This is a genomic window from Rhizobium sp. SEMIA4064 (assembly GCF_003025035.1).
Lineage (GTDB): Bacteria > Pseudomonadota > Alphaproteobacteria > Rhizobiales > Rhizobiaceae > Rhizobium > Rhizobium paranaense.
In genome coordinates, this window is sequence record NZ_PYJN01000010.1 from 117,204 (window position 1) to 132,609 (window position 15,406).

At 60.6% G+C, this 15,406-nt stretch carries 16 protein-coding genes and 1 pseudogene; 10 read left to right on the forward strand and 7 right to left on the reverse strand.

Going from position 1 to position 15,406, the window contains the following annotated elements; translation table 11 throughout:
* The first annotated feature begins 47 nt into the window (after positions 1–47).
* The 3 genes from C9E91_RS06000 (at position 48) to C9E91_RS06010 (ending at position 1,702) form a co-directional block, all read left to right on the forward strand.
* Positions 48–470, forward strand: a complete 423-nt coding sequence (locus tag C9E91_RS06000; RefSeq protein WP_107107448.1) for an organic hydroperoxide resistance protein — start codon at positions 48–50, stop codon at positions 468–470.
* A gap of 130 nt (positions 471–600) precedes the next feature.
* Complete coding sequence (locus C9E91_RS06005) at positions 601–984, forward strand: MbcA/ParS/Xre antitoxin family protein (protein ID WP_107107449.1); 384 nt, start codon at positions 601–603, stop codon at positions 982–984.
* Positions 944–1,702 carry an RES family NAD+ phosphorylase gene (locus C9E91_RS06010; RefSeq protein WP_107107450.1) on the forward strand — a complete coding sequence of 253 codons (759 nt, stop codon included), beginning with the start codon at positions 944–946 and terminating at the stop codon, positions 1,700–1,702. The genes C9E91_RS06005 and C9E91_RS06010 overlap by 41 nt, the downstream gene beginning before the upstream one ends.
* On the opposite strand, the gene C9E91_RS06015 is transcribed toward C9E91_RS06010, so the two are convergent.
* A complete protein-coding gene (locus tag C9E91_RS06015) occupies positions 1,699–2,145 on the reverse strand; it encodes a MarR family winged helix-turn-helix transcriptional regulator (RefSeq protein ID WP_107107451.1) in 447 nt (148 codons plus the stop codon). The two genes, C9E91_RS06010 and C9E91_RS06015, sit on opposite strands and share 4 nt — an antisense overlap.
* A 73-nt stretch (positions 2,146–2,218) precedes the next feature.
* On the opposite strand from C9E91_RS06015, the gene C9E91_RS06020 reads away from it, so the two are divergent.
* Positions 2,219–2,944 (forward strand): DUF899 domain-containing protein, encoded by a 726-nt coding sequence (locus tag C9E91_RS06020; RefSeq protein WP_107107452.1) that lies wholly within the window; start codon positions 2,219–2,221, stop codon positions 2,942–2,944.
* 284 nt (positions 2,945–3,228) lie between these two features.
* Complete coding sequence (locus tag C9E91_RS06025; RefSeq protein WP_107107453.1) at positions 3,229–4,005, forward strand: VOC family protein; 777 nt, start codon at positions 3,229–3,231, stop codon at positions 4,003–4,005.
* A gap of 38 nt (positions 4,006–4,043) precedes the next feature.
* Here the strand turns inward: C9E91_RS06025 and C9E91_RS06030 are convergent, their stop codons facing one another.
* Positions 4,044–5,573 carry a helicase HerA-like C-terminal domain-containing protein gene (locus C9E91_RS06030; RefSeq protein WP_107107454.1) on the reverse strand — a complete coding sequence of 510 codons (1,530 nt, stop codon included), beginning with the start codon at positions 5,571–5,573 and terminating at the stop codon, positions 4,044–4,046.
* 241 nt (positions 5,574–5,814) lie between these two features.
* Between C9E91_RS06030 and C9E91_RS06035 the strand changes: the two genes are divergently transcribed.
* Both C9E91_RS06035 and C9E91_RS06040 read left to right on the forward strand, forming a co-directional pair.
* Positions 5,815–6,210, forward strand: coding sequence for a hypothetical protein (locus C9E91_RS06035; RefSeq protein WP_107107455.1), 396 nt, complete (start codon positions 5,815–5,817; stop codon positions 6,208–6,210).
* Positions 6,211–6,294: 84 nt separating this feature from the next.
* Positions 6,295–7,653: a metallophosphoesterase family protein gene (locus tag C9E91_RS06040; RefSeq protein ID WP_107107456.1), complete on the forward strand. Its 1,359-nt coding sequence runs from the start codon at positions 6,295–6,297 to the stop codon at positions 7,651–7,653.
* 26 nt (positions 7,654–7,679) lie between these two features.
* Here the strand turns inward: C9E91_RS06040 and zwf are convergent, their stop codons facing one another.
* The 4 genes and pseudogenes from zwf to C9E91_RS06060 form a co-directional block, all read right to left on the reverse strand.
* Positions 7,680–9,179 (reverse strand): glucose-6-phosphate dehydrogenase, encoded by a 1,500-nt coding sequence (gene zwf / locus C9E91_RS06045; RefSeq protein WP_107107457.1) that lies wholly within the window; start codon positions 9,177–9,179, stop codon positions 7,680–7,682.
* A gap of 169 nt (positions 9,180–9,348) precedes the next feature.
* A pseudogene (tam, locus tag C9E91_RS06050) lies at positions 9,349–10,099 on the reverse strand (trans-aconitate 2-methyltransferase).
* A gap of 124 nt (positions 10,100–10,223) precedes the next feature.
* Entirely contained in the window at positions 10,224–11,288 is a 1,065-nt protein-coding gene (locus C9E91_RS06055) for a patatin-like phospholipase family protein (RefSeq protein ID WP_107107458.1), read from the reverse strand.
* A 107-nt stretch (positions 11,289–11,395) separates the two neighbouring features.
* Positions 11,396–12,436 carry a zinc-dependent alcohol dehydrogenase family protein gene (locus C9E91_RS06060; RefSeq protein ID WP_107107503.1) on the reverse strand — a complete coding sequence of 347 codons (1,041 nt, stop codon included), beginning with the start codon at positions 12,434–12,436 and terminating at the stop codon, positions 11,396–11,398.
* A 208-nt stretch (positions 12,437–12,644) separates the two neighbouring features.
* Between C9E91_RS06060 and C9E91_RS06065 the strand changes: the two genes are divergently transcribed.
* From C9E91_RS06065 to C9E91_RS06070, 3 genes are all read left to right on the forward strand, one after another.
* The gene (locus tag C9E91_RS06065) at positions 12,645–13,532 is read left to right on the forward strand and encodes a branched-chain amino acid aminotransferase (RefSeq protein WP_107107459.1); all 888 of its coding nucleotides are present in this window, start codon (positions 12,645–12,647) and stop codon (positions 13,530–13,532) included.
* Positions 13,533–13,616: 84 nt separating this feature from the next.
* Positions 13,617–13,739, forward strand: coding sequence for a hypothetical protein (locus tag C9E91_RS20055; protein WP_280951158.1), 123 nt, complete (start codon positions 13,617–13,619; stop codon positions 13,737–13,739).
* Positions 13,740–13,808: 69 nt separating this feature from the next.
* Complete coding sequence (locus C9E91_RS06070; protein ID WP_107107460.1) at positions 13,809–14,060, forward strand: DUF1488 family protein; 252 nt, start codon at positions 13,809–13,811, stop codon at positions 14,058–14,060.
* A 4-nt stretch (positions 14,061–14,064) separates the two neighbouring features.
* On the opposite strand, the gene C9E91_RS06075 is transcribed toward C9E91_RS06070, so the two are convergent.
* On the reverse strand, positions 14,065–15,297 hold the full coding sequence (locus C9E91_RS06075) for an MFS transporter (RefSeq protein WP_107107461.1): 1,233 nt from the start codon (positions 15,295–15,297) through the stop codon (positions 14,065–14,067).
* Positions 15,298–15,406: the final 109 nt, after the last annotated feature.

The window sequence follows — 15,406 nt, forward strand, 5'->3', positions numbered from 1 at the left end:
AATCGCGTTATATACAGTCTTCATCCAACTCGCAAAGGAGATCTGACATGCCTATCCTCTACACCACCAAGGCTTCTGCCACCGGCGGCCGTGCGGGCCACGCCGTTTCTGAAAACGGCGTTCTTGACGTTACCCTGACCGTGCCGAAGGAGCTCGGCGGTGACGGCGCTACCGGCACCAATCCTGAGCAGCTCTTCGCTGCGGGCTATTCCGCCTGCTTTCTGGGCGCCCTGAAATTTGTTGCGGGTCAGCAGAAGGTCAAGATTCCGGAAGACGCCAAGGTGACGGCAACGGTCGGCATCGGGCCGCGTGCGGATGGCACCGGCTTCGGCATCGAAGTCTCGCTGTCGGTTCATATTCCCGGCATGGACAAGGCCGAAGCTGAAAAGCTCGCCGCTGCCGCTCACATCGTCTGCCCCTATAGCCATGCCATGCGCACCTCCACGGAAGTGCCGGTCACGGTTGCCTGAGAATAGGCTTTTCCATCTTCCGAACTGACGGAACGGATGCGACAAAAGGAGCGATAGGCATTTCGGTGCATGTCGCTCCTTTTCTTTTGCAAGAAATTTGCTATATACTTTCTTGGGAAAGGATGTCGCCATGATACATGCTCAAGCGATCAGTCATGCAAATCCGGGTGAGGCCCTGGTCATCACCAAGGCGGTCGTTAATGCCGCGGATCGGCTGGGGTTGAACGCGCGCATGCTCGCTGCCGTCATCGGCGTTTCGGAAGCGACGGTGTCGCGCATGAAGCGGCAGGATCATCTTTTGGAGCGGCATAGCAAACCATTTGAACTCGCCGTTCTTTTCGTGCGCCTGTTTCGCTCGCTCGATGCCATCGTCGGCGGCGATGAGGCCGTGGCGCGGCAATGGCTGCGCAATGTCAATCTCGCCTTCGGCGCGACGCCGCTCGAAAAAATCACCTCCATTTCCGGATTGACCGATGTCCTTGCCTATCTGGACGCCCGCCGCGCTCTCGTCTGAGGCTCGGTCGATTTCCGGCCGCTATTGGCGGCTGGTGGAGGCGCAGCATCAGGTCTCGACGTTGAAACTGGTCGATACGCTGGAAGAGCAGGCGCTTCTCGAACATCTGCTGGAGGAGAGCAAGCCGGCGCTACCGCCAGAATGCATCGGCCTGGACTACCTCTTGGCGACCCCTTTCCGCTATGGAGCGGTCTATCCTCACGGCTCACGCTTCAGACGGGCGGGGCGTACTCTAGGCGTCTTCTATGCTTCCGAACGGGTCGAAACGGCGCTGGCTGAAATGAGCTTTTACAGGCTGCTTTTCTTTGCCGATTCTCCGGAGACGCCGTTGCCCGCCAATGCCGCGGAATATACCGCCTTCGCCGCCGCAATAGCCACCGAGCAGGCGATCGATCTCACCCATTCGCCGTTGGATCGGGATCGCGAGGCCTGGAGCGATCCTGTCAGCTACGAAGCTTGCCAGTCTCTTGCCGACGCAGCGCGGGCAGGGGGCATCCAGGCAATCCTCTACCGCTCCGTTAGGGATTCCCAGGGCGGGAAGAATCTTGCGCTTCTAACGGCCCATGCCTTCGCTGCGCGAGAACCCGTTGAACGCCAGACCTGGCGCATCCGGCTGTCGCCCGCCGGCGTTCAGGCACTCTGCGATTTCCCGAAAAGCCGTATCGGTTTTGCGCGCAGCGATTTTGGCGCCGATCCCCGTATGCGAAATAGCGCTTAAGACAGCGCCAGCAGATCCTGCCGCAACCGCTCAGCATTGCCGTCGGGCAATCTTGTCTCCACCTCGGCATGCGTCACCTTCCAGATCGGCACGGCCGCCGCAAGCACCGCTTTGCCCGTCGGCGTCAGGCTGAGCAACCGGGCTCGGCGATCCCGGGGATTGGGCAGAATGGTCACCCAGCCCCGCCGTGTCAGCGGTTTTAAGGCCGCTGTCAGTGTCGTCTGGTCTATTGCGAGAAGGGTTGCGACCGGCCCCATGGCCGCAGGCTCCGGCCTGTTTAGCGACATCATCAGAGAAAACTGGCCGTTGGTGAGCCCGAGCGGCCTCAGTGCCTCGTCGAAACGGCGCGCCAAGGCCCGAGCGGCGCGCTGCACATGCAGGCAAAGGCAAGTATCGCGCACCAGTAGTGTTGTCTCGAAAGGAATCTCAATCACGTTTGACATGGTTTAGTAATATTGATATCAATCTATTTGTCAAGTTTTGGTACGATGTGAACGCCGGAGGAGGGCGCGGGCAATGAACCAAATCGTCTCACGCGAGGTGTGGCTGGAGGCCCGCCGCGAGCTGCTAGCCAAGGAAAAGGAAGCGACGCATCTGCGTGACCATGTCAACGCCGAACGCTTGGCGCTGCCTTGGGTCAAGGTCGACAAGGATTATGTTTTCGACACGCCCACGGGCAGGAAATCGCTTGCGGAACTCTTCGATGGGCGCAGTCAACTCATCGTCTATCACTTCATGCTCGGCCCGAATTGGGAGGCCGGATGTCCCGGTTGTTCGTTCCTCGCCGATCATTTCGACGGTGCGCTGCCACATCTCAATCACCACGACGTCACCCTCGTTGCCGTGTCCCGTGCGCCGATCGAGAAGGTGGAAGCCTACAAGAAGCGCATGGGCTGGGAGTTTCCCTGGGTCTCCTCCTTCGCCAATGACTTCAATTTCGATTACCACGTCTCGTTTTCCGAAGATCAACTCGCTGGCGAGACGGTGTTCTACAATTTCACCGACATGGACCGGTCCGAGGGTCATGACGAGCTACCGGGCCTCAGCGCCTTCTATAAGGACGAGGTGGGCAATGTCTTCCATACCTATTCCAGCTACGCCCGCGGCCCGGAAGAGCTGATCGGGACATTGATGATCCTCGACCGCGCGCCCAAGGGCCGCAACGAAGGCCGAACCATGGATTTCGTGCGCCGCCACGATGAATATGAGGAGGCCCCAAAGGCGCAATCGTGCTGCCACTGAGCATGACAGCGTAGGCTGCGCGGCTTTCCTGGAAATCGCGTGGGAACAAGATCCGAAGTGCCGTGTTTAGAGCACTACGGGGTATAGGGCTTGGCCAATCGCCAAGGAGAGACGCGATGAGGGCGGAACTGACGGAAGAGCACACTCCTGCAGTCGGCCAGCTATCGTGAAGGCATCACACTTATCGACGACAATGAACGCATCTTTTCCTCGTGCCAGCCGGACTGAAGCTGGAAGGAATTCATGATCGCCAATCACCGCCGCAAGCAATAGGGAGATCTAAAATGGCTGCGAAGGGATATTTTGTCTGGTACGAACTCATGACCACCGATATGGCCGCGGGAGAGGCCTTCTACCGCAAGGTTGTCGGCTGGGACGCCAAGGATGCCGGCATGCCGGATATCGAGATGGCCTATACTCTGTTCAGCGCCGGCGCCGGCCCGATCGCCGGCATGATGATCCTGCCGGACGAGGCCAAGGCCATGGGCACGCCGCCCTGCTGGACCGGCTATATCAGCGTGCCGAACGTCGACGAAGCGGCCAAGACGATCGCCGCTAAGGGCGGCAAGGTCTATCGCGAGCCGGGAGACATTCCGGGTGTCGGCCGTTTCGCCGTCGTCGCCGATCCCTATGGCGCCGCCTTCTGCATCTTCACGCCACTGCCCAGTGAGGGCTGGGAGCCGTCGGAACCCAATGCTCCCGGCTATGTCGGCTGGCACGAACTCTATTCTGGCGACGGTCCGAAAGCCTTTGACTTCTATTGCGACATGTTCGGCTGGGAATCGAGCTCCGATTTCGACATGGGGCCGATGGGCACCTACAAGATCTTCAAGATCGGTGACCGCGACTTCGGCGGCATCATGACCAAGCCGGCGGAAATGCAGATGGCCGCCTGGAACTTCTATTTCAATGTCTCGGCAATCGATGCTGCCATTGGCCGCGTCAACGAAGCCGGCGGCAAGGTCGTCAACGGCCCGATGGAAGTCCCCGGCGGTAGCTGGATCGTCCAATGCACCGACCCGCAAGGCGCGTTCTTCTCGCTCGTTGCACCGGCGCGGTAAGGTCTTCCCCTTCTCCCCACGGGGAGAAGGGGTCTTAACTACCGCTTCAAGCTTCCCAAAATCCCTCTCACCAGCGCCCGGCCAACCTGCGTCGCGACCGTGCGCGCGACGCTCTTCATCGCCGCTTCCATGATCGTCTCGCGCTGGTAGCCGGCACGGCCGCGGCTTGCCGGCTTGTTGTCGTCGCCACCGAAGCCGGGGAGCGTCCAGCGGCCGCCGGCGCTTCCGTCGTTTTGTTTTGCAGCATCCTGCTCGGCGGCCTTGCGGGCGCGGGCGGTGAGGATTTCGAAGGCGGATTCGCGGTCGACCGTCTCGTCATAGAGGCCGGCAACCGGGCTGGCATTGATGATGGCCAGGCGCTCGGTGTCGGTGACCGGGCCGATGCGGCCCGACGGCGGCCGGATCAAGGTGCGTTCGACGATCGAGGGCGCTCCCTTGCCTTCGAGCATGGAGACCAGCGCTTCGCCGGTGCCGAGCGTGGTGATGACTTCGGCACAATCGAAGGCGGGGTTCGGCCGGAAGGTTTCGGCGGCCGTCTGGACTGCCTTTTGTTCGCGCGGCGAATAGGCGCGCAGCGCATGCTGTACACGGTTGCCAAGCTGGGCGAGCACGGTTTCCGGCACGTCGAGCGGGTTCTGTGTGACGAAATAGACCCCGACGCCCTTGGAGCGGATCAGGCGCACGACCTGTTCGACGCGCTCGATCAGCACCTTTGGCGCATCGTTGAAGAGAAGGTGGGCTTCGTCGAAGAAGAACACCAGCCTCGGCTTTTCAGGATCGCCGACTTCCGGCAGTTCCTCGAAGAGTTCGGAAAGCAACCACAGCAGGAAGGTGGCGTAGAGGCGCGGGTTCATCATCAGCTTGTCGGCGGCAAGCACCGAAACTTGCCCGTAACCGTCATTGCTGACGCGCATGATGTCGGAAATCTTCAGCGCCGGTTCGCCGAAGAAGTTTTCCGCTCCTTGCTGCTCCAGAACCAGCAGAGCCCGCTGGATCGAGCCGACGGAAGACTTCGAGATGAGGCCGAACTGGCTAGAAAGCTCGCTGGCATGGTCGCCCATATAGTTGAGCAAGGCCTGCAAATCCTTGAGGTCGAGCAGCGCCAGACCATTATCATCGGCAATCTTGAAGGCGATGTTGAGCACGCCTTCCTGCGCTTCCGAGGCGTCCATCAGCCGTGCCAGCAACAGCGGCCCCATCTCGGCGATGGTGGTGCGCACGCGATGACCCTTTTCGCCGTAGAGATCCCAGAAGATCACCGGGAACTGATCGAATTCGTAGGGCTTCAGGCCGATCTCCTCGGCACGCTTCAAAAGGAAATCCTTCGGCTCGCCTTTGGCGGCGATGCCGGAGAGGTCGCCCTTGATGTCGGCGCAGAAGACCGGCACGCCGGCCTTGGAAAAACCCTCCGCCAGCACCTGCAGGGTCACTGTCTTGCCGGTGCCGGTCGCGCCGGTGACGAGACCGTGGCGATTGCCGAATTTCAGCGTCAGATACTCGTCCTTGTTGATGCTCTCGTCCGGATTGCGGCTCGCGCCGACGAAAATCTGTCCATCCTGCTGCAGCATCAGGCGTCGTCTCCCTTTGGGCGGCGGCACGGCAACCCCGAGAATTGCGAGGGGCGAGGGTGCCAGCGGCCCATTCATTGATTTGTCCTGAGGCTGTTATAAGAAGAGACTTGAATGGGGACAACCGTTCGCTTCATGGTGATGCTTCCGGTACAGTCGTGCACAACCCGGCCGACTTGAGTCGGTCGGCGCATTCAATTACGTTGACGTTCACGTCATAAGTAACAGGCAGGAGGCCAGAATGAACGAGATTATTGATCAGATCGCAACGAAAGCCGGCATTTCCCCCGATATTGCGGAGAAGGCCGTTGGCATGATGCTTGGCTTCCTGCAGCGCGAAGCCCCGGATGGCCCGGTCACCAAGATGATCGAATCCATCCCTGGCGCTTCCGATCTGGTGGCGCAATACAATGGTGAAGAAACCTCCGGCGGCGGTCTGCTCGGCGGCCTCCTCAGCGCCGTTGGCGGCGGTGGCGGTCTCATGGCGCTCGGCCAATCCCTGATGAGCAGCGGTCTCAGCATGGGCGAAATTTCGTCGCTCGCCAAGGAAACCATTGCGACCGCTCGCGAGCATGCCGGCAATGAAGTGGTCGATGAGGTCGTCAACTCCGTGCCGGGATTGAGCCAGTTCCTGTAATATGCTGTCATTTGTGACGAGGAGCCCCGCGGTCTAATCGCGGGGCTTTGTTGTTTGACCATGTAGCAAGTTGCAAACTGTCCCATGTCCGCAAACTCCATTCCGTCCCTTCGCCCGAACGGGCCTGGTCATCAGTTCGTACTCTATGGCGATTCCTGTTCCGGCGTCCCTGGTGCGCTGCATGAGGGGACTTTTGCCGCCGTCAACGCCGTTTTACGCCGGCTCGATCCGCCGCCGGAATTCATCCTGTTTCCAGGCGACGAGATCATCGGCCTGACCGCCGATTCGGAGGCTTTGAGGGCGCAATGGCGGCATTGGTTCGAGCATGAAATGGGCTGGCTCGATCGTCAAAAGACACCGCTTTGGCACACGACCGGCAACCACACCACCTATGACGAGATGAGCGAGCAGGTCTTTCGCAGCGTCCTGCGGCTTCCGGACAACGGCCCGCCGGGTCAGAAAGGCCTGTCCTACTGGGTGCGTCGCGGTGATCTCCTTCTGATCTTCGTCCATACCTTATGGACCGGTCTTGGCGGCGAGGGCCATGTCGAGACGGAGTGGCTGGAGGCGACGCTGAAAAAGCATGGCGATGCCGCTCATAAAATCGTCCTCGGCCATCACCCCGTTTTCCCTGTCAACGGATTTTCCGGATCGTATCAGCGCGAGATCGGCCCGGACCACGCCAAGCGATTTTGGGATATTCTGGTCGAAGCAGGCGTCCTGGCCTATGTCTGCAGCCACATCCTCGCCTTCGACGTTCAGGTTCACCGCGGTGTCCTACAGCTTTGTACGGCCGGTGCAGGCACCGCGCATAGAATGCCGGAGGGTGTGGAATATCTTCACTGCATCCAGGCGACGCTCGATGCGGATAGCTTTCGCTATCAGGTGCTGGATACGAACGGCGCCGTTCGTGAACGATTGCAATGGCCTTTCAAGCCGGCCGATCCCGAGAGCTGGCAAACCCTGCCGCCGGGGATGCATCTGGCCGGCTTTGCCGGCCCGATGAACAATGATCGCATCATCGAATTGCGGATAAAGGGCTCTATGCCTACGACGGCGCATGCGCCCGCTCAGACCCTCTTTTCCGCCTTCAATACCGACAGTATCGCACCATTCTGGCTCGGTTTGCGCGGTCCGCGGCAAACTCTGACCCTTATCCTTGGCCGCGATCCCGGTCGCAGTCCGCACTACTGGTTTGGCCCCGATTTCGCCCTCGGCCAGCACTTCGATGTCGATATCGCCTTGCATGCCGGGATGGGGCCGGGCGGCATGCTCTATCGCATGCTTGGCGATGACAGATGGACATCTTTCGACGGAGCTTCCGCTACCGGCCTCGAACGTTTGGTCTGGCCGGCGCAATGGAGCGTCGGCCATGGTCAGCGCGGCATTGAAGACCGCGCCTTCATGGGTGAGGGGCTGGAGGTAGCCTTTGCCGCAGGATAGGCGCCCGCGGCCCTGTCCTTTACGCCTCAATCGTCTCCAATCTTGTGCCAGACGCGGCCGTCGCGCCCGATGAGCTCGTCCGCACAGGCCGGTCCCATGCTGCCCGGCGCGTAAGGGTCGGGTTTGCTGCCCTCGGCCCAGAGATCGAGGAAAGGTTGCACGGCCGCCCAGCCGGCTTCGATGCTGTCGGCGCGCTGGAACAGGGTTTGGTCGCCGACGAAGAGTTCGTAGAGCAGTGATTCATAGCCCGTCTGATGACCAATGTCGAAATGGTCGGCATAGCGGAAGTCGAGCTCGATCGGCGAGGTCTTCAATGCCAACCCCGGCGATTTGATGGAGATTCCCATCTGCAGCCCTTCGTTCGGCTGCACCTGAATGATCAGCTTGTTCGGCGGCAAGTCCGGTCGCGCGGCTACGCGGGGAAATTGCGCGAAAGGCACCTGTCGGAAGGTAATGACGACTTCAGTGTCACGCGCCCTCAAGGCCTTGCCCGTGCGCAGATAGAAGGGCACGCCTGCCCAGCGCCAGGTGTCGACGAAAAGTTTCAGCGCCACATAGGTTTCGGTATTGCTGTCTGGCGCGACATCCTGCGTCTCCATGTAGGCCGGCAGATCTTTGCCGTCGAGCTGCCCGGCGGTATAGGCACCGCGCACCGCGTTTTTCGCCGCCTCGTCCGGTGAGTAGCGGCGCAGCGCCTTCAGCACCTTGCCCTTTTCGTTGCGGACGGATTCTGCGTCGAAGCTGTTCGGCGGTTCCATGGCCACCATGGCAAGAAGCTGGAACAGATGGTTCGGCACCATATCGCGCAGAGCGCCCGTCGCGTCGTAGAACTTGCCGCGCGTACCGACATCCACCAATTCCGCCGCAGTGATCTGCACATGGTCGATGTAATTGTTGTTCCACAGGGCTTCGATCATCATGTTGGCAAAGCGCGTCGTCATGATGTTCTGCACCGTTTCCTTACCAAGGAAATGGTCGATGCGATAAACTTGGCTCTCATCCGCGCTGTGCAGAAGCGTCGCGTTCAGCATCTGCGCGGAAGCGAGGTCATGGCCGAACGGTTTCTCGATGGCGATGCGCCGGAAGACGCCGGCGGTTTCATCAAGAAGCCCATGCTCGGCGAGGCGGCTGGTGATGTCGCCGAAAAAGCGCGGCTGCACGGCAAAATAGAAAGCGGCATTGGCGCTCGGCGCCTGCCGCAGGCGCCTGGTGATTTCCTCATAGATTGCGCCCTGGGTGAAGTCTCCGGAAACATAGGAGATGCGCGTCTTCAACCTCTGCCAGGCGTCGCTCTGCTGCGCTTGCTCCATTCCGTTCGCGGCGAGGAAGGTGTCAAGACGCTCGACCAGGAACTCGTCGCCGCCGGGTTCGATGCTGACGCCGAGCACATGCACATCGTCGCCCAACATGCCGGCCTTGGTCATGTTGATCAGCGTCGGCATCAGCAGCCGGCGCGTCAGGTCGCCGGTTGCACCGAAGATGACGAGTGTCAGCGGTGGAGCGGGGGGGACGGTAAATCCGGTCATGAATGCGCCTCCGTCTGGAATAGGGAGATCAGGTTTCTGGACGACATGAATCTTCTCCTTCAGCCGGTTGTGCTGATGCTGGGCGAGGATGTTCTAACCCAAGATCGAGAAAACCGGAATCGCTTTTCGAAAGGCGTTGCGCTCCGATGGACGATCCCATCGGCGGCCGCTACTTCTTCACAGCGATCATGAACAGCCGCGGAAACCGCAGCAGGACTTTGCCGTCCACCAAGGGCGGATAGGCCTTTTCGATGCGTGCGAGATAGTCGACCGCAAAAGCATCGCGATGTTCGGCGCCGGCGTGATCGAGATAGGGGCGCAAGCCCGTGCCCTTGACCCATTCGACGATGGCGGCGGCATTTTCCAATGGGTGATTGTAGTTGATGTGCCAGAGGTCGACGCGTGCAGACTTACCGATCAGCCGGGGGAAGGGGATTGCGGCGCACGCTCTTCTTTGCAAAAGCATCGCTCCACGGGCCGTTTTTCGCGGTCTCTTCCATCATCAGGTGGCTGAGTTCGGTCAGATTGTCCGGCATCTGGATGGCGAGCACACCTCCCGGCTTGAGCGCATCCATCAGCCGCTCGAAAATATCGAGATGATCAGGCAGCCATTGGAAGACGGCGTTGGCAAAGAGCAGATCGACAGGTTCTTCCGGCCGCCAGGTGGCAAGATCGGCCTTGAGAAACTCCATGCCGGGCATGCGTTTGCGGGCCGCTTCCAGCATATTCTCATCACTATCGAGGCCGGAGACGCCGGCGGCACCGTAGCGCTCGACGATGAGCTCCGTCGAATTGCCAGGCCCGCAGCCAAGATCGATGGCGCGATCTATGCGCTCCAACGGCACCTGCGCCAGCAGGTCGCGCGCCGGGCGCGTGCGTTCATCCTCGAACTTCACATATTGTCCGGCAGACCACGCCATGATCCTATCCTCTTCATCAGATTGCATCTTGTCGACTTTGCGCGGGTCGAGTTTGATCACTTCGAAGGCGAGATCGCCAGAGGCGAAGTTCTCGCCCCTATGCGGCAAATGGCCCAACCGCCTGCTATTTTCCCTTCACCGCTAGGATGCGTTTCGCGACCTCGTCCAGCGCTGCCGTATTGCGGGCGATGAGCTGTTGGGCGACGTTCGTAAGCGCCGTGATGTTACCGGCAGAGGCATCGTCCATTTCGTCATTGGCGCCGATGAGCGGGCCGTCGATACGGAAATAGGCAAGCTTGCCGACATTGGCCGGTGTGACCTGCGTCGAGCCATCAACCATCTTCGTCTTGGCGGGGTTGAGCAGAGAATTGGCCTCGTAGGAGGCGGTCGATACCTGGCCTTGCATGAGGATAGAGATCAGCGGCGTGCCGTTGGCGGGGTTGATCCAGCCAAGTGCGCCCCAGCTCTTTGCCTGTTGATAGGGGATAGGACGATTCTGCTGGCCGGTGCCGAGCGATAGAACCACGACGGAGTCGCGGCCCTTTTCCCAGCCCATCTTGCGAGCTTCGACATAGGCTGCAAGGACGGGATCGTTGGCGAAAACGCCGCCATCGACCAGGGGAACGAGGCGGTTCGGATCATCGGCGGGTTTGGCGATGTTTTCGATCAGCGCCGGCTCGAAATAGCTCGGTGCCGCGGAGGTAGCGCGGCAAGCCTGCCAATAGCGGAAATGGCTGTTTTCATCGTCGGAATTGGTCATGATCAGCGCCTGGCGCGCCTTGATGTCGTAAGCGGTGATCAGCACCTTGGTCAGTCCGGCGGTGATTTCGGCGGTTCCTAACCGCGCCTGCAGCTTCGTTTCCAACGGCGTCGCATCGTAACGCTCCTCCGCAAGCCCGCCGAGATTGATGATTTTCGACAGTAGCGTCTTGCCGAAAATATCTTGCCCCTCCTTGGCATAGAGCGTGACGAGATCATCCGGTATGCAGGCCGCATAGCCGTTGCCGGAAGGGTGCGGGCAGGTGAGCCCGGCTGCGATGATGCCGCCGGTCGATGTGCCGGCGATCAGATCGAAGGCTTTGTGCATCGGCAAGCCGCTCAGCCGCTTGGCGAGTTCGGCAACGACCAGCGCCGGAATAAGGCCGCGAATACCGCCGCCGTCGATGGATAGGATGAATCGCACCGTCATGGAATTCCCCTCCTATATCTGCCCGTCGGCAAAGATAGCAGCGGCATGGCGTCGTTCAATGAAAGCGGAGCGGTTCGCGCCTACCTCTTCCGAGGGGGGAGGGAGGCCTAAAATCGTGTAATGACGCTGATCCCCGTGCCTTCCGCCTTGTCCAGTGCCATCAGTGCCGGCACGGCCTCTTCAAGGCTGATTTTGCGGCCGATCAGCTTTTGCGGGGCGATCTTGCCGGCGGCGAGCATGTCCAGCATGGCGTCGTAACGCCAGGCCTGCATGCCGTGGCTGCCGTAAATCTCGAGCTCATGCCCGATCACCTGCGCCATCGGGATCTGCGGCGCGGCATGCTCGCCGAGCATTAGGCCGACCTGCACATGCCGGCCGCGGCGGCGGAGATTCTTGATCGAATTGAAGCAGGTGACGGGATGGCCGAGCGCATCGATCGACACATGCGCGCCGCCCTTGGTGATCTCGCGCACGGCCTCCGCGACATCGGCAACGCCCGCCGCATTGATCGCCGCCACCGCGCCGCATTCCCGCGCGAAGGCCAGCTTCTCGTCGGAAATATCAATGGCGATGGCATTCGCACCGAGGGCGCTTGCGATCATGATGGCGGACAGGCCGACGCCGCCGCAGCCATGCACCGCGATCCATTCGCCTGGCCGGGTTCTGGCCTGGTCGGCGACGGCGCGAAAGGAGGTGGCGAAACGGCAGCCGAGGCTCGCCGCCGTCGCGTCGTCGATCGTCTCCGGCAAGCGCACCAGATTGGTGTCGGCATAATCGATCGCCACATATTCGGCGAAGGAGCCCCAATGGGTGAAGCCGGGCTGGAACTGGTTCGGGCAGACCTGCTGGTTGCCGGAATGGCATTCGGCGCAATGGCCGCAGCCGGAAACGAAGGGCACGGTGACGCGGTCGCCGACCTTGAAACGGACGACGCCCCGGCCTGCCGCGACCACCTTGCCGGCAAGCTCATGGCCGGGCACATGCGGCAGCTTGATGTCGGGATCATGGCCCATCCAGCCATGCCAATCGCTGCGGCAAAGCCCTGTCGCGCCGACAGCGATAACGACGCCGTCCTCGCTTGGAGTGGGATCGGGAAGGGTACGAATCTCGGGCACGGCCTCGAAGGCCTCGTAGTACATAGCTTTCATCGGAATCTCACGCGTTCTGCCGCCTTTGGTATGGCCCATCATTTTTCCTGATTCATCCATTCGTCAAGCTGTTGTTTCGGCGCATGAAAATTGCGCCGGGAATGCGGCTTCTGGCGCTTTGTTGCGAATGGATTTCGGGCCGCAATTTCCCCTTGACCCCCAGGTTGTGCGGGGATTTCCTTCTTGCCGCTTTCAGGAGGAAAAGATCATGGCTGTCGATACATCCCCCCGCACCACAACCTGGACCTATGTCGATGGAGAATGGCTCACCGGCAATCCGCCGCTGATCGGCCCGACCTCGCATGCCATGTGGCTAGGCTCGACGGTGTTCGACGGCGCGCGCTGGTTCGACGGTATCGCGCCCGATCTCGACCTTCATTGTCAGCGCATCAACCGCTCTGCGCTAGCCATGGGGCTGAAGCCGCTGAAGACGGCTGAAGAAATCGAAGCGCTCGCCTGGGAGGGCGTGAAGAGGTTCGACGGCAACACGCCAATTTACATCAAGCCGATGTATTGGGGCGAACACGGCTCGGCGGGCAGCATCGTTGCCGTCGATGCGGAATCGACTCGTTTCGCGCTCTGCCTGTTCGAAGCGCCGTTGGGTGGTCATGGCGGCGTGACGTTGACGGTCTCGCCCTTCCGCCGCCCGTCGCCGGAAACCGCAATGACCGACGCCAAAGCCGGCTCGCTCTATCCGAACAGCGGCCGCATGATCGTGGAAGCGAAGAAGCGCGGTTTCGACAATGCGCTGGTGCGCGATATGATCGGCAATGTCGTCGAGACTGCCTCCTCCAACGTTTTCATGGTGAAGGACGGCATCATCTACACGCCGGTCGCCAACCGCACGTTCCTCGCCGGCATCACCCGCGCCCGCGTCATGGGCCTGTTGCGCCGGGAAGGATTTGACGTGCGCGAGGAAACGCTGTCGGTTGAGCAATTCATGGCCGCCGACGAGATCTTCACCACCGGCAACTACTCGAAGGTCGTTTCGGTCAACCGCCTCGACGACCGCGAATTCCAGCAGGGTCCGGTCGCCCGCAAGGCGTTGGAACTTTACATGGACTGGGCTTACGGGCGCAGTGCCAGCGAGGAGTAGTCGGAAATAATTAAATTAGGCGATGCGAAGATAGCATTTGTGGTAAAATGACGTCGGCCGGCGAAAGCTATTGAGGAGGCCGACATGAAAATTTCCCTTCCGTCTTCCATCTATCTCTTCGACTATTACAGGCTGTTCCTACAGCTCTGTGTTATCGCGGCGACGGGGTTCGTCATCTATTCGATGCTGTTCGGGTTCACGTGGTGATGTCGAAGCAACGGAGGCCGAAGGTTCCGATGGAGCCGTCGGGTACGCTTTGTTCAGAGGAGGTCGACGATGAGTCTGAGCTTTCCGAACCGGAGCCGTAGCTATGACGCCTCGGCGCGTCGTATCCGTTTCAGCGGATACGACGGCATGTTTGAGGTCCCGTTTCTGGTAGAAGTGGATGTCTTTCCGAATGCCAAGTCAGAAGCAGGCTATCTCGCCGCTTTCGACGCCGGACGCGACGCGATTCAGAAGGTGGCCACAAGGGCCTATAGCTATGGCGGCCGGCGCATATACATCCTGACGCCGAACGATTTTCGCTAGCGAATTATTCCGCTTCTCTCTTCGGGCTGACCCACCAGCAATAGATCGCGCCGATCGCCAGCAGCACGCAGGTTCCGAGAAACACGGCGCGCATGCCGACATGGCCGCCGACGAAGCCGCCCATGACGGGGCCGGCCACCTGACCGACATACTGCGAGGAGATCGAAAGACCGAGGATGCCCCCGGCCGCCGCGTCCGGTACGTTGAGGCGGATGACGGCGGTGATGCAGGGCAGGAGCCCGCCGAGCGCGATGCCCATTAGGAAGCGCAGCACAATCAGTTGCCAGGCCGAGGTGACGAAAGCCTGCGGGATCAACATCAGCGCCGCTGCCGCAAGCGCCGCCGTGATCACCGTCCAATGGCCAATGCGATCGGCAAGCTTGCCGAGCCATGATGCTGAGAGGATGCTGCCAAGGGCGGCCGCAGCCATGACCACGCCCGAAATCATCGTGACATTTGCGCCGTCGACGAACTGAGCGACATAGACGGTAATGATCGGCTCGATCGACATATTGGCGAGCATCAGCAGCAGGCCGATCGTCAACATGGCGATAGCAGGCTGTTTGTCTGGTATGGAAGTCCAGCTACCGCTCGCTTTAGCAGCCTTCTTTCGCGCCGGCGATTTCTCTTCCTTGATCAGGAAGGTGGTCGCCAGGAAGGTGAAGAAGATCACGCCACCGGCGAGCAGGAAAGTGCCGCGAATGCCGATCACGGGCGGCAACGCGCCGCCGATCAGAGGTCCGACCAGATTGCCGGCCATGATGCCGGAGGACAAGACGCCGAGCGCCCAGGCCGAGCGATGTTTCGGCGTCTGGGTTGCCACCAGCACCATCGAGCCGGAGGCATAACCACCGGCGAGCCCGGTAAACAGGCGCAGCGCCACCAATTCCCAGACACTGCCTGCCATTCCCATCAGCGAGATCGCCACCGTCATGCCGAGGCTCGCGCGCACCAGCATCAGCTTGCGGCCATAGATATCGCCGAGCCGGCCCCAGAGGGGCGCGACGAAGGCGGCAGCAAAGAAGGTGGCACCATAGGCGATGCCGGACCATTGCACGATCGCCGCCTTGTCAGCGACGCCAAGCTCCTCGACGTAGAGCGGTAGGAAGGGAAGCAACAGCGTCATCGCCACGATGGTGGTGAAGGAGCCGATGAGGCAGATGATCAGATTCCGCATCCAATAGGCGGTTTCCGGTTCGGCCGGCGCGGCCGCATCCCATCTTGTCTCAGCAGTCATTTCTTGGCCTTTGCATTCAACGTGTAAAATAATTCCTGGTGACCGGAGGCAAGGATATGCCCCTTCGCGTTTCAGCTCGTTCGAGCTTTTATTCGCCAGGGTCTAACAG

Coding starts and splice junctions, on each gene's coding strand:
- C9E91_RS06000 (WP_107107448.1), top strand. CDS start 48: ATGCCTATCCTCTACACCACCAAGGCTTCTGCCACCGGCGGCCGTGCG.
- C9E91_RS06005 (WP_107107449.1), top strand. CDS start 601: ATGATACATGCTCAAGCGATCAGTCATGCAAATCCGGGTGAGGCCCTG.
- C9E91_RS06010 (WP_107107450.1), top strand. CDS start 944: ATGTCCTTGCCTATCTGGACGCCCGCCGCGCTCTCGTCTGAGGCTCGG.
- C9E91_RS06015 (WP_107107451.1), bottom strand. CDS start 2,145: ATGTCAAACGTGATTGAGATTCCTTTCGAGACAACACTACTGGTGCGC.
- C9E91_RS06020 (WP_107107452.1), top strand. CDS start 2,219: ATGAACCAAATCGTCTCACGCGAGGTGTGGCTGGAGGCCCGCCGCGAG.
- C9E91_RS06025 (WP_107107453.1), top strand. CDS start 3,229: ATGGCTGCGAAGGGATATTTTGTCTGGTACGAACTCATGACCACCGAT.
- C9E91_RS06030 (WP_107107454.1), bottom strand. CDS start 5,573: ATGCTGCAGCAGGATGGACAGATTTTCGTCGGCGCGAGCCGCAATCCG.
- C9E91_RS06035 (WP_107107455.1), top strand. CDS start 5,815: ATGAACGAGATTATTGATCAGATCGCAACGAAAGCCGGCATTTCCCCC.
- C9E91_RS06040 (WP_107107456.1), top strand. CDS start 6,295: ATGTCCGCAAACTCCATTCCGTCCCTTCGCCCGAACGGGCCTGGTCAT.
- zwf (WP_107107457.1), bottom strand. CDS start 9,179: ATGACCGGATTTACCGTCCCCCCCGCTCCACCGCTGACACTCGTCATC.
- C9E91_RS06055 (WP_107107458.1), bottom strand. CDS start 11,288: ATGACGGTGCGATTCATCCTATCCATCGACGGCGGCGGTATTCGCGGC.
- C9E91_RS06060 (WP_107107503.1), bottom strand. CDS start 12,436: ATGAAAGCTATGTACTACGAGGCCTTCGAGGCCGTGCCCGAGATTCGT.
- C9E91_RS06065 (WP_107107459.1), top strand. CDS start 12,645: ATGGCTGTCGATACATCCCCCCGCACCACAACCTGGACCTATGTCGAT.
- C9E91_RS20055 (WP_280951158.1), top strand. CDS start 13,617: ATGAAAATTTCCCTTCCGTCTTCCATCTATCTCTTCGACTATTACAGG.
- C9E91_RS06070 (WP_107107460.1), top strand. CDS start 13,809: ATGAGTCTGAGCTTTCCGAACCGGAGCCGTAGCTATGACGCCTCGGCG.
- C9E91_RS06075 (WP_107107461.1), bottom strand. CDS start 15,297: ATGACTGCTGAGACAAGATGGGATGCGGCCGCGCCGGCCGAACCGGAA.